The 21,847-nt window shown below is 52.4% G+C and carries 12 protein-coding genes; 5 read left to right on the plus strand and 7 right to left on the minus strand.

What is annotated here, in order from left to right; all coding sequences use genetic code 11:
• The 5 genes from P8N76_11705 to P8N76_11725 form a co-directional block, all read right to left on the minus strand.
• On the minus strand, positions 1-1,727 hold a 1,727-nt coding region (locus P8N76_11705), incomplete at its 3' end, for a VWA domain-containing protein (protein MDG2382328.1).
• 2 nt (positions 1,728-1,729) lie between these two features.
• Positions 1,730-2,800, minus strand: a complete 1,071-nt coding sequence (locus tag P8N76_11710; protein MDG2382329.1) for a VWA domain-containing protein — start codon at positions 2,798-2,800, stop codon at positions 1,730-1,732.
• Positions 2,800-3,738: a hypothetical protein gene (locus P8N76_11715; GenBank protein ID MDG2382330.1), complete on the minus strand. Its 939-nt coding sequence runs from the start codon at positions 3,736-3,738 to the stop codon at positions 2,800-2,802. Before P8N76_11715 ends, P8N76_11710 begins: the two co-directional genes overlap by 1 nt.
• On the minus strand, positions 3,738-4,628 hold the full coding sequence (locus P8N76_11720) for a DUF58 domain-containing protein (GenBank protein MDG2382331.1): 891 nt from the start codon (positions 4,626-4,628) through the stop codon (positions 3,738-3,740). The genes P8N76_11715 and P8N76_11720 overlap by 1 nt, the downstream gene beginning before the upstream one ends.
• A 70-nt stretch (positions 4,629-4,698) precedes the next feature.
• A complete protein-coding gene (locus P8N76_11725; GenBank protein ID MDG2382332.1) occupies positions 4,699-5,697 on the minus strand; it encodes a MoxR family ATPase in 999 nt (332 codons plus the stop codon).
• A 512-nt stretch (positions 5,698-6,209) separates the two neighbouring features.
• On the opposite strand from P8N76_11725, the gene P8N76_11730 reads away from it, so the two are divergent.
• The 3 genes from P8N76_11730 to P8N76_11740 all read left to right on the plus strand — a co-directional run bounded on the left by P8N76_11730 (position 6,210) and on the right by P8N76_11740 (position 16,195).
• On the plus strand, positions 6,210-7,925 hold the full coding sequence (locus P8N76_11730) for an alkaline phosphatase family protein (protein MDG2382333.1): 1,716 nt from the start codon (positions 6,210-6,212) through the stop codon (positions 7,923-7,925).
• A 554-nt stretch (positions 7,926-8,479) separates the two neighbouring features.
• A complete protein-coding gene (locus P8N76_11735; protein MDG2382334.1) occupies positions 8,480-15,070 on the plus strand; it encodes a lamin tail domain-containing protein in 6,591 nt (2,196 codons plus the stop codon).
• Between the two features lie 123 nt (positions 15,071-15,193).
• On the plus strand, positions 15,194-16,195 hold the full coding sequence (locus P8N76_11740; protein ID MDG2382335.1) for a hypothetical protein: 1,002 nt from the start codon (positions 15,194-15,196) through the stop codon (positions 16,193-16,195).
• A gap of 181 nt (positions 16,196-16,376) precedes the next feature.
• Here the strand turns inward: P8N76_11740 and P8N76_11745 are convergent, their stop codons facing one another.
• Positions 16,377-17,375 carry a prolyl oligopeptidase family serine peptidase gene (locus tag P8N76_11745; protein MDG2382336.1) on the minus strand — a complete coding sequence of 333 codons (999 nt, stop codon included), beginning with the start codon at positions 17,373-17,375 and terminating at the stop codon, positions 16,377-16,379.
• A gap of 163 nt (positions 17,376-17,538) precedes the next feature.
• A complete protein-coding gene (locus tag P8N76_11750; GenBank protein ID MDG2382337.1) occupies positions 17,539-19,749 on the minus strand; it encodes a hypothetical protein in 2,211 nt (736 codons plus the stop codon).
• Positions 19,750-19,859: 110 nt separating this feature from the next.
• On the opposite strand from P8N76_11750, the gene P8N76_11755 reads away from it, so the two are divergent.
• Positions 19,860-21,044 carry an exo-alpha-sialidase gene (locus P8N76_11755; GenBank protein MDG2382338.1) on the plus strand — a complete coding sequence of 395 codons (1,185 nt, stop codon included), beginning with the start codon at positions 19,860-19,862 and terminating at the stop codon, positions 21,042-21,044.
• Positions 21,045-21,155: 111 nt separating this feature from the next.
• Complete coding sequence (locus P8N76_11760) at positions 21,156-21,839, plus strand: isoprenylcysteine carboxylmethyltransferase family protein (GenBank protein ID MDG2382339.1); 684 nt, start codon at positions 21,156-21,158, stop codon at positions 21,837-21,839.
• The last annotated feature ends 8 nt before the right edge of the window (positions 21,840-21,847 follow it).

The following is a 21,847-nucleotide window of genomic DNA, read 5'->3' on the forward strand; positions in this document are numbered from 1 at the left end:
TGCTGTTGATCCTGCTGCTGTTGATCCTGCTGCTGTTGATCCTGCTGCTGTTGATCCTGCTGCTGTTGATCCTGCTGCTGTTGATCCTGCTGCTGTTGATCCTGCTGCTGTTGATCCTGCTGCTGTTGATCCTGCTGCTGCTGATCCTGCTGGTCATTCAATTGTTTGATTAACTCGCTCGCCAACTCTATGTTGGCTCGAGCATCACCATTTTCCGAATCAAGTCGCAGGGCACTTCGATATTGCTCAATTGCTTGCAACAACTGTTCGACTGCCACCGCCGGATCCTGTTCCATTTGCTCAATCGCCTGAGCGTAATGACAGTTCCCGAGGTTATATCGACTGTCAGCAGCAATCTGGGAGTCATCTGACTTGGCAGACTCACCGAACAAGGTCATCGCTGACGGGTAGTCGGAATTTCGATAATGAGCGACGGCCAGGTTGTAATTGAATTTCGGCTCGATCGACAAATCGATATCGTCGATCGCCGTGAGAACTTCAATTGCTTCCATCGGTTTCTGTTGGCGAACAAGATCGTTCCCGGCATTAATCTGGTTTATCACGTCAATCTCTTGGGCCGTTGAGGTTTTCGCAAAGACAGCGACTAATAAGATCGCTGCCGCGGTGGCAGCTTTCGCCACAGGGTTCCCCGCAGCGCGATCCTTTTTCCTCGGCCTAGCGGGTTCAGCGTTTCTCGCTTCCTCATCAACGACCCCAACCGTCGCTGCGTTTCGACTCCGGGTCGTGACCATGATTTCACTCAGGAAACAAATTAGAGCGAGAGCCGCGAACCATTGAAATCGAGGAATGTAGGCGTTGACCTGACTCGATTCAAACTCTGTTTGTTCAACTTGAGCAACATAACCGTGATAGACATCCGCCATGTTAACCCGCTTGGTACCGGCGGGAATGTAAGCGGCCTTCGTCTCCGTGGCGATATCTCTGAGAACACGCCCGTTCAATTTGGACCAGACTTGCTCTCCTTGATGCTCAACAAACTGAGCTCCTTGAGATTTTTGATCAGGTATTCTCGCACCTTGATCCATATCTCCGAGTCCAACGGTAAAAATCCGAGTTCCATTTTCTTGATGCAACGCCTTGGCCAATTCGACAGGACGACTTTCCTGATCTTCACCATCGGTAAAGATCACGATGGTCTTGTGATCATCCGTTTTACCGAGAAAAGCTTTCGACGCGGCTTGAATGGCTACGCCTAGTTGCGACCCACCTCTTGAAACGGAATGCGGACCCACTGAGTCAAGGACTTGCCGAAAATCACCGTAATGACTTGTAAGCGGCACTGCTTGATTCGCGTCACCAGCAAACACTACCAACCCAACCCGATCGCCAGCCATCTCTTCGAGCATATCCTTGATTTGCTGCTTGGCGCGTTCCAACCGACTCGGACTGGCATCTTCGGCCAGCATGCTTCGCGACACATCCAACGCAAAAACCACCTCAATTCCTTTTTGAGGGACATCATGGGTGGTTTTCCCCCAGCGGATGTCCAAGAGCGCGACGACCAGCAGTACAAGACCACTCGCCAGCAATAAGGTTGAGAGAACCGCGATCCGGCCGGAGCTGGTCGGGAGAACTCCCTTGAGTTGACTGGAGGCAGCAAACTTCCGGATGGACTGCTGCTTCGACCAACCATTCCAAATCATCAGCCCTACTGCCAGCAAACTGAACAGGATCAACCAGGAGTAAGTTGGGTTTCCAATTTCCATGCTTATACGACCTCTTTCAACCACGTGTTTTGTAAAACAACACGCGCCAACATTAGCAAAAACGCAATTAACAAAATGGGAGGAACGGCGAGAAAGCCCGCGCGATACGGTTGCACGGCCAGTTCCCGATAGTCGACGAAGTTATCCGCTTCGACTTTTGTCTTTTCCAGTGCATCAATTTCTTCGTAAATCTTGGTCAACGATTCCGTATCGGTAGCCCGAAAATATTTACCGTCCGTTGCTTCAGCCACTTTCTTGAGTGTCGCTTCATCAATATTCACGGGCATCCAGCGCACTACTTTCCGACCGCTAAAACGGTCTCGCACCGGAATGGGTGCTTGCCCTTTTGTCCCAACACCGATGGTGTAAACCTTGATACCCATTGCTTGTGCTAACTCTGCGGCAGCAAGCGGGTCTAATTCACCGGCCGTATTCTCGCCGTCAGTAAGTAAGATAATCACTTTACTTTTGACTTTTTCTTTTTGACGATCATCCAAGGCATTTAATTTCTCGACCGCCAGCGCGATCGCATCGCCGATGGCGGTACCGTCCTCGCTACCTTCGGAAACGATTTGTGTTTTATTGAGATTGGCCACGAGAAAAGTGTGATCGAGCGTTGGCGGCGTCACCCCATCCGCAAAGCCGGCGAAGGTAATCAATCCCACCAGATCACTGTAGCGTCCATCCAAATCATCTTCACCCTTGACGAATTTCCCAGCGACGTTCTTAATGGCTGTCAGCCGATCAACATTTTCGCCCTCAATCTGAAAATCTAAAGCACGCATACTGCCGCTACGATCAACCACCATTTCGATGGCGATGCCATCGCTATCTACGATTGTTCGCTCCCGTCCCTCTCTCGGCCTGGCAAGTCCGAGAACGAGAAATGCCAGCGACAAAATCGCCAAAACTTTCGGAAGCCACAACAATCGCTGGCGCACCGTTCGTGTCATTTGTTTCGCAATTGCGACACTTGTAAACCGAATAGCCATCTGTCGTCTTTTTGCGAACAGACGGTAAGCGATCCATGGCAGGACGAGCAACAACAACAAATACCAAGGGGAATTCAACATCACGCTGCCTCCTTTTCGGCACACGACAATGCCTGCAGTTCGTCGATAATCAAGTGAGTGTCTTGAATTCTGGCAGCAACCTCGGTTCGACTCAGATTCAAATCAGCAAACTTCGCTTCCTCAGCGATCTGAAACAATGCTCTCATTTTTTTGCACATCGATACGGTTGCACCCCACCCTTTCAGCTCGTCAATCATTTGATTCCCGGTGTAGCTCGTAGCAGGAAATAAAAACTCATTTTCGAGATAGACTCGCACGACACCGTCAAGCCGAGCTAATAGCTCGCGAGCTGGACAATCGTTATCCATATCAGATTGCAGCTCCATTATTTCGAGCTCGGCCCATTCTGCTGGAGTCATCCAACGCTTGCGACGAGCCCTGACGATCGCCAGCCCAGCGAGACAAGCCAGGACACTACCCGCAACCACAGTCCAGCCGACCCAAGCGTACGACTTGGGTGAATCAAACGTCACGTCAACCACGTCCCGAATATCTCGAAATACGGTCGGATCCGCCCGATCTTCCAACACGCTCATCACTTTCACCAGGTGCGGCGTGGTCCGCAACGGCTCGCTTTTCCGATCGGGTCCAACCACCAAGATCTCCAGAGCGGGCAGCTCAAACGAACCGGTCGACAAAGTCTCCAAACGAATCGTACGCGTCCAAGTTCGCAGATCGTCACGATCTGCATGCGGGACATCCTCTTGATCAGTCAGCCCAAGGACTTCGAATTCGCCCAATCGATCGCCAATCGTTGGAAAATGCACCACGCTGCCGCGGGGCACTTCGGTCCAAACTTGAAATTCAAACGGCTCAGCGACTTGAAACTTAGATCCCGTGACTCGACTCAAGGCCGAGCCCGCAGCCTCATCAGCTCGAGAGGTGAGCGCACTGACTAGGATTAACACCCATGCAACAACACAGCTTGCGAATCTCATCAACGTGCCTCCCGTCTTCGAAAGTAACGTCTCAGGGGCTCAACAATATCTTGATCAGTGGTCAATTCAATCGGCTCCATCTGCAAACGGCGAAACATCCCGTTCCGTTTTTCATTTTGTTCGATGAACATTTCGCGATACCATTCGCGGTTTCGTCGACTCGCGGTGTCCAAGACAACGGTTTCCCCGGTCTCTGCGTCACGGAGATGGATCAAACCAACATTAGGAATCTGCCCTTCACGAGGATCGCTGACGACAACCGGAATAATGTCATGCTTACGACGGGCTACTTTCAAAAGCGATTCGTATCCTCGATCTTGAAAATCACTGATCAAAAACACCACCGAACGACGACAACTGGTACGGTTCAAATGCTCGATCGCAGCTCGCACATTCGTGCCGGTTCCAACAGGCTGGCAATAGAGCAATTCGCGAATAATCCTCAAGATGTGTCGGGAACCTTTGCGTGGTGGAATGCTCTTCTCCACGTCATCGGTGAAGAGCGTCATACCAACCCGGTCGTTATTCTTGATCGCGGACATGGCAAGCGTGGCGCCCAATTCAGCAACCAACTCGCGTTTCGTTTGCTGTTGGCTTCCAAAATCGAGCGATGGGCTCAGGTCAACAAGCAACCTTACCGACATTTCTCGCTCTTCGCGAAAAAGCTTCACGTAGGGCTGGTCGCTGCGAGCCGTCACATTCCAGTCAATCGCACGGATATCATCGCCAACTTGGTATGGCCGAACTTCTTCAAATTCGATGCCCCGCCCTTTGAAGGCGGAATGCCATGAACCAACCAGCAACTCGTCCACTTTATGCGAGCTGCGAATTTGAATTCGCCGGATTTTCTGAAAGACTTCTTTCGGGATCATAATAATAAGCTTGGGCACAATCCGTTGTGCCGTTTAAGTTGTTATGTGGAAAGTGAACAAGGACATCCAGCGGATGCCGACGACAAACTTACGGCATCGGAATGTGATTGAGGATCTCGGTCACAATGGACTCGGATGTTCGATCTTCCGCTTCTGCCTCGTAAGTGACAACGACACGATGTCGCAAAACGTCGAGCGCGATTTCACGAATATCTGACGGCGTAACATAACCGCGACCAGCCAGAAATGCGTTTGCCTTGCCGGCCAATGTCAGATTGATCGTGGCTCTCGGCGATCCGCCGTACTGAATCAACTGGTCTAGATTCATTCCGTAAGACTGGGGCGATCGAGTGGACATCACCAAATCGACGATGTAGCCTTCCACCTTTTCGTCAACGTGAATTGCGTCGATCAGTTGACGTACAGCTCTGATATCCTCCGGTCCCACCACGGGACAGACCTTGAACGAGGTGGATGTCTTGCTCATTCGCCGGAGAATTTTGAGCTCTTCGTCTCGATTCGGATAGTCGACAATCACTTTTAACATGAAGCGATCAGTCTGAGCTTCAGGCAAGGGATAGGTACCTTCCTGCTCGACCGGATTCTGTGTTGCCATCACGAGAAACGGATCGTCCAGCTTGAAGGTCTCGCCACCAATTGTAACTTGTCCCTCCTGCATCGCCTCAAGCAAAGCACTTTGCACCTTGGCAGGCGCACGATTGATCTCGTCTGCAAGTACTAGATTGGAAAAGATTGGACCTTTCTGAACAACAAAGGTCTGGTCCTGTGGTCGATAGACCTGTGTGCCGATCAGGTCGGCCGGCAGAAGATCCGGCGTGAATTGAATTCTCTGGAATCCCGTATTGATGGCACGAGCCAAGCTGGCAACGGCCGTCGTTTTGGCCAGCCCCGGGACGCCCTCAATGAGAAGATGACCACCGGTGAGAAGGCCGATGAGCATCCGATTCACTAACTGTTCCTGACCGACTAGTACCTGATTCACTTCGTTGACGATCAAGCGAAACGGCTCGCTCGCGTCTTGGATCTTTTCGGTCAACTGATGAATGGCTTGCTGAGTAGTTGTCATAGTTATTTATCCTCGTTTGTCAGACTTACTGCCCCGATGGTTGCCGCACCCTTGCGTTGTCTTGGTAAAATTTTTTCCTAATCTATAATCTTTTGAGGAAAATCTTGGGAGGCGAATTTGTCACTTCCCGGTCCGCTCTATTTTTGCCGAAATATTGGCGGGCTTTTCCCATCTTTGGCTTTCAGGAAGCGGCGTCAAGGACGACTTCCGACGCCGAGTTCGCAATCAGACGCCAAGTGTTGCAAAACATCAACAAACTCTGGCTCGATCTGCTCGGCACGCTGCCCCCTGAATCGCGGTCTGGCTGCTTTCCCTGTGCAACGGAAGAACGTTCAGACAAGACAAGTCGCTCCTACCTGCCAACCGCTAACCTCGTTAAAATAGGTCGACACAAGCACGAGACGGCACCTCGCTGCAAAATCAAACGGATTACTCCTGTCTCGGCGCCGAATCGTCGACGTTCGCATCCTCGTCATCCTGCCAAACTCGAATCCAAACGGCCTTAAAATACGATGAAGATCATTTTCCGCTGCTTGTTACTTCCATGCTTCTTACTCGCCTGCTTGACTTTGCCAGAACTTGGAGTCCATGCCCAGGAGAAGTCTCACTCCACTTCCCCAAAGCTAATTCTTCAAATAACGGTTGATCAGCTCCGAGGTGATTTACCACGGCGTTACCTAAGCAAGATGGGTCCCGGCGGCTTTCGCTATCTATTGGAAGACGGAATTACTTTTGTCGATGCTCACCATGCTCACGCAAACACGGAAACGATCGTCGGTCACGCAACGCTCGCAACCGGTGCTTATCCATCCGCCCACGGGCTGATAGGAAACATCTGGTTAGATCGCGACACAGGGCAAATGACCTACAATATTGAGGACAACCGCTATCCGCTCCTCACCGCGGACGCGGATGTTGACCAAGCCACAGAAATTGATCCAACTCAGCGAGTAGCCCGCACCGACGGTCGATCGCCGGCGTCGATACTCGTCTCCACCTTTTCCGATGAACTCACCCTTCACACGGTTGGCGCTGCCAAGGTATTTGCCGTATCGGTAAAGGATCGCGGTGCCGTTTCCATGGCCGGCCATACGGGAAAAGCATTTTGGTTTTCTAAGTCGGCAGGCGAATTTGTCACAAGTCGTTTTTACTATGATCGCTACCCAACTTGGGTCACGCAGTTCAACAAGGCGCAACTCCCTCTCCGCTACGAGAACACCGAGTGGAACTTATTGCAAACCCGCAACAATTACCATTTTGCCGATTTAGACGACATGCCATGGGAAGTTTCTATTGGCCAATTTGGGCGCATCTTTCCTCACGCCTACGGCACCAGAGACGGAAAGTATTTCAACACACTTTTAACGGTCAGCCCTGCGGGCGATGAGTTAACGCTTGCGTTCGCCAAAACCCTTATTGAAAACGAAGGCCTCGGCGAGGATCCGATCACGGACTACCTAGCGATCAGCTTCTCGTCAACGGATTACGTGGGTCACTTCTTCGGCCCTTCAAGTCTTGAGGCAGAAGACAACCTACTACGTCTCGATCGTACACTGGCCAATTTCTTCGCCTACATCGACAAACGAATCGGCCTTGAGAACACGCTGATTGTTTTGTCGGCCGATCACGGCGGACCCGAAATACCGGCCCGACTTTCACAACTGGGGTTCGAAGCGGGCTACGTGGACACAACAAGCTGGGACAAACAGGCCGGGCTGCTACGCCTGAAAGAACAATTCGGCATCGGAAACGAACTGATCACAAAGTTTTTCCCGCCCTATGTTTATCTCAATCGAAAAGAAATTACCAAGCAAGGATTACAACAAGCTGAGGTCGAGGCCGCAGTGGCAAAGGAGATGATGAAGTTCGATGGCATCGCTTTAGCGGTTTCGAGTACCGCACTCGAACAGGGGCGTGTTGCCGATACCCCAATCACCCAAGCAATCCTAAAAAACCATCATCCTCAACGATCGGGGGATGTGTTTGTTGTTTTCCAACCCAACCATTTCATTAATGATTTTGACAGCATCCAAGTGGCGGCAACTCATGGTTCTCCTTGGCGATATGACACCTACGTGCCAATCATCTTTGCTGGCGCGGGGCTCAAACCACAGCAAGTGACCCGCAAGGTTTTTACCGTGGATGTAGCTCGTACTCTCGCTGCGAAGGCAGGCACCCAACCCCCATCGGGCTCCAGCGGAGCGATCCTGCCGGAGATCCTGGAATAAAGCACGCAACTGCCCTGTATCGTCGCACTCGTCGTCGGGCGTTGTCCCTTTCGTCTCATTTATGCTCGCATGGCGGATACCCAAAATCAGCGTAACACGGTCTTTACGCTTTTCCGCCCCGAAGACGCAGGGCCATCTGGCCAGCCCTCGTTTCACGCTTTTGTCTTCGCCTATGAATCTGACTGAAACGATTCTGCACCCTACGAGTTCCGATGGCCCCAACCATCGATCTTGGAAAAGCGGGCCTTGAATTTGCTCGCAGGTTTCCATTCTCGAACCTCGACATCTCACCGTTCAGTTCTTGGGAGAGAAGACTTGAGCAACCGCTTAATTTGCCGGACAACTCGGGGCAAGACACATTTTTCCAGCAGAATCAGCCGAGAAAACTTGCAACTAGCAACTACTGAGTTTAGAACTAGCCTGTTCCCGATCGACGGAACAAGGTGGAAGCGGCAGGATTCGTCCAGTCTAGGACGAACTCGTTCAGGCTCGATTGAGCGCTGATCAAATCAATAAACAATGCCCGGACATTCTGTATATAAAGCGAGACTCAAATGGGGTTCAAACTTCGTCGCAGACGATCCGCTAGTCAGATCCGCTCTCGTGTCAATCTCGGTTCCCGCAAAACGCTACTCGAGGCCCTCGAGCCACGCCACCTGCTGGCGGCCGACCTCATTATTTCGGAAGTAATGGCTTCTAACGACTTGGCTCACCAAGACGACGACGGCGCCTCATCCGACTACATTGAACTTTTCAACTCCGGTAATTCGGCAGTGGACCTCGATGGCTGGCACCTGACCGATGACGTGGACAATCGCACCCGTTGGACTTTTCCATCTGTCTCCCTTGCTCCCGGGAACGCCCTACTGGTTTACGCGTCTGGAAACGACAGACGGGACGCTGACAAGCCTCTCCACACCAATTTCAGCATTTCTCGGGGCGGGGAATATCTGGGGCTTTACGAACCGGACGGACGCACCCCAGCGTTCGAGTTCAATGAGTTGCCCGAGCAATACACCGATGTTTCCTACGGTGTGGGTCAAACGCTGGTAGATCGTGAATTCATCAGCAGCGATCATCCTGCCACTGTCTACCTTCCTACGTCGGAAGCAAATGACCTGCCCGCCGCAAGCTGGACGGCAGCTGAGTACGACGACAGCACGTGGACAGCTCGCACGACCGGCCTTGGCTTCGACGATGACACAACCGACGGCGAATTCGGACCTTACATTAATGAAAACGGCGAACTCAGCATGCGTGGATCCGCGTCATCCGCTTACATTCGCACCGAATTTGAGATTGCTGGCGAGTCGCCGACCTTTGAGGATTTGCAGCTGGAGATTCAGTTCGACGATGGCTTCGTAGGTTATTTGAACGGCCATGAGGTTGTGCGAATGAATGCCCCCGAGGCCTTATCCTGGGACTCCGTGGCCACACAAAGTAATGGTGGAATCGCCGAAGACCTTGATTTCCCTGATTTCAGCCAAGACGAGTCAGAGTTCACTTTTAATGGTGACTCATCCTACCAAGGCTCCAAGCTAACTATCACACCATCAGCCGCTAACATGAACGGTGCCGTTTGGCGAACCGAGCCAGTTCAATTCGGCAGTGATTACACGTTCAGCGCTTCGATGGTCTTCGATATCCATAGTCCGGGCGGTGGATTTGCGGACGGCGACTCAGACGGAATCGGCGGCGAGGGCGTGACCTTCGTGCTGCAGTCCAACGACAACAACGTGCTAGGTTCTGGAGGCTCGAGCCTCGGTCTGGAAAATACAGGCTCAACCTTTCTCGCCATTGAATTAGATTCGGGCGCCGACGGTGCGTTTGACCCGGACGATACGCTACCGAGTCACCTGGGTATCAACACGAGTGCCGACGGAAGCTTGGCTCGGACCGCCTTGGGACGATTTAATGGAAATGGTTTTTTCCCCGGTGATCCCGGTCCGGGAAGCAACTTTCTTCATGTGTGGTTGGACTATGTCGGCAGCAGCAACCAACTGGATGTCTACTACGCAAGCAACGATCAAAAGCCAGCGGCACCAAGACTTTCTACGACCGTCGACCTAAACGAATTATTTGCCGGGACGCCCGAACTGTATGCCGGCTGGACGGCCAGCACCACGGCGGCATTCAACGGCCACGACGTGACTGCGTTCGACATCAACACAGGCATCGGGGAGGTTGGCATCGAGCCAATTCAAGTAAGCCTGCGAGAGCACGTCGACAAGCTTCAAAGCGGATCCAATGTGTTAGCGTTTCACGGTCTTAACGTGACCTCCGATGATGAAGATTTTTTACTGATTCCCAAATTATCCGGAACTGAAGTAAGCACGGACGCCACTCAAGGGTTCTTTGTCACTCCGACACCTGGTGACATTAATGGTGAATCAAGCGCCCCACCCTCGGGCGGTGTCACCATCTCAGAACCCACCAAGGTGTTCAGCGAAGCGTTCACGGTTGGGATTTCGTCCGAGACAGCCGGCGCAACAATCCGCTACACACTTGATGGCACGCTCCCCAGTGAAGAGTCCGAATTGTATTCGGAGCCCCTCACCATTTCGGCAACCACAAGATTGCGTGCTCGCGCCTTCGAGGCAGATTTCAGCCCCGGTCCCACTAGCACGGCCGGCTATGTTCAAGCCTCCCCGGAGCTCGTTAATTTTGAGGGCGGCGGTGCCTTCGAATCCAATTTACCCGTCGTCATCATTGATTCGTTCGGCAATCGGGCCGTCGATCGAGACTCCGTTAAGCTCGTTCCGTCGGTTGGTCTCTTCATCGGTACCGGCGAAGACGGCAACGCCAATCTTTTTGACGAACCCGAATACGCAGGTCGTGTCGGAGCGAGGATCCGTGGTCAAAGTTCCCAGGGCTGGGCCAAGCGTCAATATGCCATCGAATTTATCCAAGGCGATTCCGACGATTCCGAAGCATTAAAGTCTCAATTCACCAAAGACCTCGCCGTGTCGGTATTCGGTTTACCTGCTGAATCCGATTGGGTTTTAAGTGGGCCGTACGCAGACAAAACCCAATTAAACAACTACCTCACCTTCAAATTGTCCCGAGAAATGGGTCAGTACGCGCCTCGCACACGCCTCGTTGAAGTGTTCATTAACGGTCAAGCGTCCGATGAAGAACAAGCGATGTTGGACTTCGAGGACGATTACCGTGGCACCTACATGCTGGTAGAAAAGATCAAGGCGGATAGAAATCGTGTTGACATCAATCGACTCTCTCCCAGCGACAATTCCGAAAACGAGATCAGCGGCGGATACATTTGGAAAAAGGATAAGACGGGAGCAGAAGACTTAAACATCACAACCGATAACGGGCAACAAGTCCGGATCGTTGAGCCAGGATGTTCCGATGTAGGACGCGATGGCGATCGCAGGAATGCTTGCTTGACCGGTGAAATCTCTGACGAACAGGTCGATTGGCTGCAAGCGCACATTTCTGAATTCGAAGCGGCTCTTTACGGACCTGATTTCACCGACCCCAATGAAGGCTACGCAAAATACATTGATGTGGGCTCCTGGATCGATACCTGGCTACTCGTCGAATACTCCAAGAACATCGATGGTTTCCGGCTTAGCACCTATTATCACAAAGACCAAAACGGAAAAATCAAACAGGGGCCAGCTTGGGATTACAACCTGGCCTTTGGAAATGCCAACTATCTCCGCGGCGGACATCCAGACGGCTGGTACGGAAAAAGCATCGGCGCCGATGGTTATCCCTATTGGACACGACTTTTCGAGGATCCAGCCTTTGAATTAGCCGTTGCCAATCGGTGGTTTGAGCTCCGTGAATCCGTCTTGAAGACGGACAAAGTCTTGGCCGATATTGATGAAGCGGTCAATCGTTTGTCGAATGGGAATCCTAACCTGGACAAACCAGCTGAGGGCGAGCCCTCCAACCCGATCTCGCGCAACTACCAGCGTTGGACAAATCGAACTTACGGCACCGACAAGTATCACTGGCCAAATTGCTATTTCGTGGGCAACAACGGAGACTGCCCGAAGGAATCGCCCTTACCAGGTGGCCGAGAACCTGAGACCTATGCTGACCACATCTTTTTAATGAAAAGGTTCGTTGATTTGCGATCCCAGTGGATTGACGAGCAATTCCAAAACCCCTTGTCCGTATCCCCCGAGCCGGGACTCGTGTCTGCAGGTACAGCAGTAGAATTCACGGCACCTGACAATTTCGACCTGTATTACACTACCGATGGAACCGACCCGATCAACGCGTCCTTCGACGTCATCGGTGAAAACAATCCGGTCGAATACCTAGTACCCACCAGCCAAGATTTACTTGAGCAGTGCATGGGGCGCCGTCTCAGCAATCCAGAAACTTGCTTTGTGAATCCAAGCTACGTTGCCGGTACGAATGGAGAATCCTGGTCGACGGGTACTCTGGGGATCGGCTTTGACGCCGGGGGTGGAAAATTCCAAGATCTGGTCAGCACAAACCTCGAGTCAGAACTCAAGGGCGTAAACTCGGTCGCTTACCTGAGAATTCCATTCACATTCAATGAGAACATCACGGTAACAGACGTCAGTTTGGACGTTCAATACGACGATGGGTTTGTTGCTTATCTGTGGCGAAACAATGGGTCCGTCACCGAGGTGGCACGATCGAATGTTCCCGGTGAGATCGACGACCATCCCATCGAAACAGTACCCTTTAACGCAATCTCGACTGAGAGCCGCGATTCTACCCGTTTTGAATCCTTCCCCATCGACATGCATCGCGTGGAACTTCTACCCGACGAAAATAACTACCTGGTGATTCAAGCGGTCAACAGCGACCCCAATGACAACGACTTCTTCTTCGACGCGAGGCTCACCTTTACCGGTCGCCATGAAGAACCCAATCTGGAAATGTCGAAATACACCACGCCGTTGATTATCGAGAACAACACAGAACTCTTTGTTCGCGCGTTTGACAAGAGTTCTAACCAATGGGTTCGAGGCTTCCGCGACAGCTACCTTACAGAAGTCTCCGAACTGACCATCACCGAAGTACACTACAATCCGGCCCCTCCAACGACTGCAGAACTCGTGGAAATCCCTGAACTCACTGCAGATGATTTTGAATTTATCGAGATCCAAAACATCGGCAATGATACCAATCTCCTGAACACGGTGTTCGACCAGGGAATTCAATATCAATTCGACGACATCACGCTGAATGCAGATGCGATTGGCGTGGTTGTGAATAATCGCGATGCGTTCCAGCTTCGATACGGCACGGACATCAACGTTCTTGGACAATACACCGGCAACCTAGCGAACAACGGTGAGACGATTTCGCTCAGTGATGCGTTCGGTGGCGAATTGGTCGAATTCGCTTACAGCGACAACAATCCCTGGCCGATCGTTGCAGATGGAAACGGTGGATCATTGCAACTCGTCGATCCCGCTGAAACACCGAAATCCTTGTATGGAAAACCTGATTCCTGGAATCAGAGTAGTCGCTTTGGGGGCACTCCAGGCACGCTCGACAGCAATCTTTTTGGTATCTCGATCAACGAGGTACTTTCTCGCACCGATCCGGCAAATGAAACTGACGCTATCGAGTTGTACAACAGGTCCTCTGCTCAGATCGATTTGGGCGGCTGGTACTTGAGCGACTCGCTCAACGACTTGCAGAAGTATCAAATTCCTGCCGACACCTCAATCGCAGCGGGCGCCATGCTTGTCTTACGAGAAGACGCCTTCAACGCCGGACCTAACGGATTTGCCTTTAGCGGCACGGATGGAGACCGACTCTGGATTTCCACAGCCAACGATAGCGGCGAACCCGAATGGATCGTCGATTACGTCGACTTCCGTGCATCACTTTCCGGCGAATCTCACTCGCGTTATCCGAACGGCACTGGGCCATTGGCTCCCACGGCGCCCTCACTTGGAACGACGAACAGCTATCCTCGTGTTGGCCCGGTCATCCTGTCGGAAGTCCAATATGACGCAGACGCACCGTCGGAAGCCGCAGTCGCCGCTTTTGCCGACATTACCTCATCCGATCTAGAATTCATTGAGCTCCACAACTCAAGCGACCAACCGATCAAGCTTACCGACTGGCGTCTCCGCGGCGGTGTCGACATGGACTTCGATCTCGACGCCGAGCTTGCCCCGCAGGAAACGGCCGTGATCGTTTCGTTTAACCCCGATCGATCAGACAACGCCGACCGCACGTCCGCCTTCCGTGCCCACTACGGAATCAGCGACAATGTTCGACTGATTGGAGGGTTCCAAGGTGGCCTCAGTGGAACCGGCGAACGTGTCACCTTACTCAGTCGCGACATTACATTGGCTAACCAACCGGTTGTGTTGCCCTTAGTTGTGCAGGACGAGATTATTTACGACAACGGAGGCACCTGGCCCAGCAACGCGGATGGAACCGGCATGACGCTCACCCGACGTGATGCGATCAGCTACGGAAACCTGGGTAGCTCCTGGACTGCCGCCGCCGCTTCACCGGGAGCCGTCACCTTTGTTGGCCTCGTTGGCGATTTGAATGGCGATCAGCTCGTGGATGTTGAGGACGTTGACGCATTGTGCGGTGCTATCCAAAGCGGCAGCAATGAAGCTCAGTACGACCTCGACAGCAACGGGCTCGTCAACCTTGCTGACCAAAACTACCTCGTGGAAGAAGTTCTCAATACGACCGCAGGCGATGCCAACCTTGACGGAAACTTCGACTCCCGTGACTTAGTCCTGGTATTTACTGCCGGCCTCTACGAGCAGACTGACGCCTCAGCAACTTGGGCTAGTGGCGACTGGAATTGCGATGGACAGTTCACGACAAGTGATCTCGTGGCATCGTTCCAAGCCGGAAGCTACCTGTTTGCTGCCAGCCCGATCAGCAATCTGGCTGAGATGAGCTTGATTGCAGCCAGCCTCGCCGATGGACTGAACCATCACACAGACGCGACGCAAGTCGACCGTCTGTTCCAAGAGCATTCGGCCCAACCAAGTGACACGCGGGCCGGAAACTTGCTTGAGCAACAACAACTGGCACCGGTCATCCACGATCGAATCTTCGCCGAATTACCTTCCCAAAGAAAATCGGCACGTGCAGATCTGGATAATAAAGTACTGGAACAGCTTTTTGAATCGCTCGACGCCGATCAGCTGTAGATCATGATGGGCCCAAGAACCACCGCTCCGGAACTTCCCCAGAGCGGTGCCCAAGTCAGGGCAGAACTCAGGTGTGCGAACACGCGTCACTCCCGCAGGAATTCTGACCATCAGCTCCGCCGCATGAATCGTCGGTCCGAACATCGTTTCCTGAAAACTCTTTGCCATCGCTTCTTTTGGCTGTTCCTTACTCTGCCAATCAATGGAATTGTCTTTGGCCAAACCGAAGACGCACTCCCTACCCCTCGCCTACTGTCTCCGGTCGATACTCCACCTGTCTTCGTGCGCAACACCAAAGATCTCTCTCAATGGCCCAATATGATCAAAGCAGGCATTAATGAAGCGCGGGCCCACTTTGGCAACTATGGCCCAGTGTTTGTCTACATTGCAGGTCATCAGAACAGTGAACTTAACAGCAAAGCGTTTCACCGCCGACTTACTGCTGAATACTGTCGACATCGCCACCCATCCAACGAAGATGAATTCAACGCCTGCCTCAAGGGTAGCGCCAGCGAAATCATTAAGAAAGCCATGAGCGGACGTGGCGATGCCTATCTATCAATGGTTCAAGATACCGACCCACCGATCGCTGAACTGGTCTTCATCAATCCCCACGAATTCCACGCCCCCTATCTCTACACGCGCGGAATTCACGAATACACCCATGTGTTCCAACGCTCATTCCCCCGCACTCCAACCTGGATGATGGAGGGCGGCGCCGAATTCTATGCCTCCTACCTCGGTGACAAACGAGGCTGGGCAAACTTTCGCCACGACATGATTCACTACCTACAGAATGTCAAACGCATCCCCGACCCAGCCCTTGGCATCCGGGACATGGAGGACATTGACAAGGCTTCTCCGGAAATCCGCAAGTATTACCGCCACCTTGCGTATGACGCGGGAGCCTGGGCCTTTGCCTTCATGATCCATCAATCCAAATCACAACGTGTTAGCGACGTCACCAAGTCACTCTACCCCCAGATCGCCAAGCGGGGATGGGAAGCGGCGTTCGCTGACCATGTAAACATGAAGGACAAGGGCGTGTTTTACGAGAAATTCACTGCCCTCCTCCAACAGCCACTTGATCAACAATTGGAAATGCTAAACGCAATCAAAGACTAACGGCAAGGTTTCCGCTTCAACACGTAAAAGTGGATCGCTGGCGGACACATCTCTGAGCACGATGCCGGCACCAGACGATAGCCCCCCCGAATCCCCGCCACAACACGGCCAGCTCAACGCAACGAAGCGAGCGAAAGCCTGCCTCCCCTCGCTTTCCGATCAAAACCAACTCTCCACAGCGTCAGTCTCTTGCTGCTTTTGCAGAGTCCAGCTTCGACGCCGATTCGTTTGACTTCCAAGCTTGTGAAATAATGAACTCTGTCAAACGGGGTGACTGGAACCAGCCTTTCCAAAGATTGTGCCCCTGCCCTTTCATCACCTCAACCGTTACCGTGCCGCCCAGTGCTCGATAACGTTTTTCCACAATGGCGGAATTCATTTCCAGAGGTACCACGTCATCCTGATCACCTTGAAGATGAAAGATCGGAACTTTCGCTTTCGCCAAACCGCTCAATCGATCAATGGGATTATAGTCGGCTATTCTTTCTTCCAGCTGCTCCGCAGTGATTCCATATTCAGCAGCAGCTCGCTCCAAGCCGGGATAGGTCTTAACGTTACAGACCGGATAGATCCCTGCGATGCCTCCCACACAAGACGGGTGTTCGGCCGCCCAACTGTACAGCATCAATCCACCGCGACTACGCCCGAGCAAGATCGGTTTTTCAGCATAACCACGCTTCTGCGTTAATTCCTCGTAGAGCGATTGATAGATGTCGCGTCCTTGGGGACTCCCATGCGATTCACCCACATCCACTCCCGCCACGCCAATCCCCGCGGCGTGGAATCGATCGAACATCCACTGCTCTTGTTCATTCGGGTATCTGCCGATGAAGGTTGGGGCATACCAAACCCACGGCAAGCGGCCTTTTCGTCGCGACTCCGGTGGAGGTTCAATCACAAACACCTTATGTCCCGCCACGACAAAGTCCTGTCGCCGCGGCATCGCGGGAACGGATGCCTGAGCCAACAGCCGCTGATCAAAGGAGTTGTGCAACACGCTTCGGCATGGGAGATCCCTGGCGGAGACCGGCTTACCCATGGGCAAGTGACGCTGATCGGCACCATGCTTAGACGCCAGCACCCGACCTCCAATCACCGCGGTCCGCTGATCATTTTGGCGGGTCCCAGTCGCCTCCAGACCGAACAACAAGCACACACATAAATTAAGCATCAGAGTCATGTTTGGGTCCTGTATTCGATGACGTTCAATGATTCCAACTTCTCTAGGAATTCCTCCGACTCATTCACGGTGTCCCCAGAGAGCCAACTTCAAATATCCTGATCGGATTCCACCCAAGCTTTAACAAGGGTTGAAACAGGCAGTCTTCAGCAGTTCCAATCTATCAATCAACGGCGATAAAACCATGGTACAGCCCCATGTAATAGGGCAACGTGAAAACCGTCCCTGTCCCAATCACTCGTCCGCCTCCCCCCGTATCCAGTTCCCAAGGATCTGAATTCCAATGGTTAAAATAACGTTCGTCAACGGGTATCACCTTTCCGTTATTCCGATATCCTTTCCCTCGCACCTCCTCCTGATAAGCGTCGGCCCAATGTTTTGACAATAACAGGAGGTCTTTGCGGTGATGATTCGTATGACGCCAGTCAAATCGATCCAGGGGAAACCGCTTCAGGGTATCGATTGAATCATCAAGCCAATTTGGCCAGGGTGACAAATCATGTTCGCCATAGATATTTGAGACCTTTACCTTTGCCCCCACCGCTGCATAACAGAAATTAAAGAACGGGTTCATCTCGGGTTCTTCCTGCCGCCACGAATTAGCAAAGGGAACGAGATAGAGTTTTTTCAATTCAGGATCAGGCTCATATTTTATTAAATTGTAGAATGCCATGAAGGCCATTTCGTCATCCGAGTGATTCCCAGACCCGATACCACGTTGATATTTTGGTGTGAGCGCATTGATGTGGTATGAATGCTTCTCCCGTAACTGCCGACCCACTTCCCGATATTTCACATCCCCAGTGATGTGGTACGCCACATTGAGATACGAAAGCATGCTGATTGAATTCAAACCACGTTCGACATGCCATTCCGGATTCTGATTTAGCTCCCGCGGCCCATACACAGCCCAGCGTGTGCGCCCCGCGTGGTCGTGCAAACTGAAATCATGTTTGATCAGGTGATCAATATTGTCGCGGACCAATTCACGCACAACTGACTTCTGCTGTTCGTCCTCGGCGACCAAATCGTAATAAAGTGCATAGAAGAAGTAGTGCCCATCGAGCTCATCGGAACTCGTATCACTCTTCCAATAGTATTTGCCATCAGCGGATTTCGGCCAGCGAGGCTGATAGACCCGCCAATACCTATCCCTTTGCTGGGTCCGCATCTGCTGTTCGAGTGAGTAAGCATGCTTATTGGGATCACGGTTCGAGGCGACTTCCAGCACGGTCCGAGCGATAAATCCTTGGGGCGGAGCGTATTCCGCACCCCGGGGAGCCTGACTCAAGAGCTGAAGCGCCTCCAACACATCTGACGCGCGTCGTTTCGCCATTGGATCTTGGGTAGCCCCATAGGCAAAACATTCACCTGCCCCATACATGCTCGTCCACAAACCGTCGTTGTCACTGGCATCTAGGCGGATGTTCACTTTCTCCCCGGCCACTTCGGTCTGTGCTTCGATGACATAGCCAAAGCGAGTGCGACGATGAACCTGATCAATTTGATCCTCATAGAATCGGGCCTTTTCCGCCAAGGTCATCGCCACAAAATAGATGAACGAAAGACCACCATCCGTAGCAACCCAGGCGTTGCCCTCGGCATCAAGCGCCACGTCTCGAACTTCATCACCCGGCAACCATCGCTTTCCTTGACGATACGCCCAAGCTTTTCCGTCGAAACGAATTACGCCTCTTTTCGTCCCGAACCAAACTGTTCCATTTCCCCCACCGGCCACACTGGTTATGTCGTCATAGGGCAAACCATCAACACCGGAATAAAGACGCCATTTTCCGTCCTGATAACAGCCTGCACCTTGAGCACTTCCAAACCACAATCGTTCTAAACCGTCATAATCGACGAAGACATTGCTAGGAGCCCAACGACGGTTTCCTTCCTGCGGAAATACTGCCTGCGTTCCACCAGGGCCTGTTAGAAGTAATGCCCACTCAGTACCGATTGCAACTTTTCCTTCGGGTGCATGAGCGACGGCCAAAACCTTACCAGCCTGTTTGGGTAGCTCACCAATATCCGAAGGCACCTGGTGCTTCCGACGAAGAATAGCGGCTGCATCGTTGCTGGGCACCCATTCACCATTCCTCAACGTGAAGTCCCCCTTGGCAGTGTGCACGTAGACCGCACCATCCTTTTCCACTGCGACCGACCGCACATCATTGCTCGGAAATCCCTGCTGGGTGGTGTAAAAGGTTCGTTTTTCCTGTGGAAATGGCCCCACGCGGCTCGGCATTTCAGACCGATCTGCTTGAAGCGCTCCAGTGAACACCAAAACCACCCACCCCGTACCTAGCAGTCGTCTCACGGTCAGGCTACCCTCCGATGAATAGATTTTGTTTTTTGCGCGATAGTCACCCATGGCATTTTGCACCGGCATAATATGATAGCAGAGCGTACAATGGTATCCGATCAATAATCAGGAAATCCTGAGGCAGCAGCCTCGTTATCTTGCAGAGGAAAGAAGTGCCGATGAATCGCATTTACTTGATCCTATTTGCTTTTTTCCTGCCAGCAAACTGTTTCGCCGATCCCACATTTACCTCTCAGAATATTTTCGCTCCCACGAATAAGCACGCCCATTCAAGCAGCATTGTGGAATGTCCCGACGGCAGTCTGATCGCGTGTTGGTTTTTCGGGAGTGGTGAACGCACAGCAGCGGATGTCGTGGTTCAGGGAGCACGCTTGGCAAAAGGAGCACATCACTGGAGCCCTGTCTTCTTAATGGCAGACACGCCTAAGTTTCCAGATTGTAATCCAGTTTTGTTTATCGACAGCCATGATCGACTTTGGATGTTTTGGATTTCAGTCCTGGCGGAACGTTGGGAATGCAGCCAGCTGAAGTATCGCCGGGCGGATCAAGCCCATGGACAGGGAGCGCCAGATTGGTCCTGGCAGGATACGATCCAATTAAAGCCGGGGCAAGCATTTGCAGAGGTCATGCGAGAACGTTTCGACCAACTGGGCGTAAAAGACGGCATGTGGGCCGAATACGCAAAACCCTACCGCCGACTGCTGTTGGAGGCAGCCCAAGATCCGTCCAAACGCCAAATGGGCTGGATGACTCGCACTCATCCCATCACGCTTCCCCGTGGACGCATCCTACTTCCCCTGTATTCAGACGGCTACAACACATCGTTGATGGGCATCTCCGATGATCAGGGTCAAACTTGGCGGGCAAGCTCTCCCATCGTAGGCCTGGGGCCGATTCAACCATCTGTCGTGAGAAAACGGAACGGCGAATTGGTGGCTTTTTGCCGAGACTCTGGCCATCCACCGCCACGGGTTCTTGTTGCCCGTTCTCAGGATGACGGTGAAACCTGGTCTCCAGCCACTGACAGTACTCTTCCCAACCCCGGTTCGAGCTTAGAAGCGATCGCGCTGAACGATGGAAAGTGGATTCTGATTTGTAATGACACCGACCAAGGTCGCCATCGACTGTCAGTGCTGCTGTCAACTGACGAGGGTCAGAGCTGGAAGCATCAACGAGTGATCGAACCAAGTGATACAGAAGGAAAAACGTTCGACTATCCTTCCGTCATTCAGTCACAGGACGGCTTGATTCACCTGACCTATAGTTACAGTTCCACGGAAGGTCGCTGCATTCGACACTGCGTCATGAATGTGGAATGGATTGAAAGCGGAGCGAACCGTTAAAGTTCGAACCACCGCACTCATTGCGAAATCGCCCTTCTGAGAGTTGGGCTTCATTCGAAGCAGGACGATCCTTGATAAACCAACGCGACGAACCAAGGAAAAAGAACCTCCATGCTTGTGATCAAGAGCCTCGTCGGTGTCGCATTCCAGCTGACGTTATTCGCAGCGTTACTGCTCCTGCCAGCCCCAACCTGGGACTGGCCTCGAGCCCTTCAGTTTTTGATCGTTTACGGCATCGCAACAACGATCGCGGTCTTTATCCTGGCTCGCATCGCCCCGCACGGTCTCGAGGCTCGACTTTCCGCTCCGGCGTCGGCTAGTCAGCCGAAGAGGGATCGGATTGTCACTTGTTTTATGGTCTTACTCTTCCTCGCTTGGTTTATCTTCATTCCAATTGATGTCTTCCACTTCCACCTATTGCCGCCGCCTTCACGCTCGCTATCGGCATTGGGAGCCGTCGTCTCAATCGCGGGTTTCGGATTATGTCTGGCATCGATTTATCGAAATGCTTTTGTTGCTCCGATTGTAAAAGACCAATCGGATCGTGGGCACACTTTAGTCGATACGGGCATTTACGGCATCGTCCGCCATCCCATGTATCTCGGGATGCTCTTGTGGCTAATCGGCCTGGGCCTTTGGCTTGAAAGTACAGCAGGATCTCTCGCAACCCTCGTCTTGGCCCAGATATTCCTACTTCGCATCAAGATCGAAGAGGCCACCTTGTCGAATTCGCTACCCGGTTACGTGGGCTACAAGCGCCGAGTGCCCTACCGTCTGATTCCGTTTATTTGGTAACCGCGTTC

The organism is Pirellulaceae bacterium (genome assembly GCA_029243025.1).
GTDB lineage: Bacteria > Planctomycetota > Planctomycetia > Pirellulales > Pirellulaceae.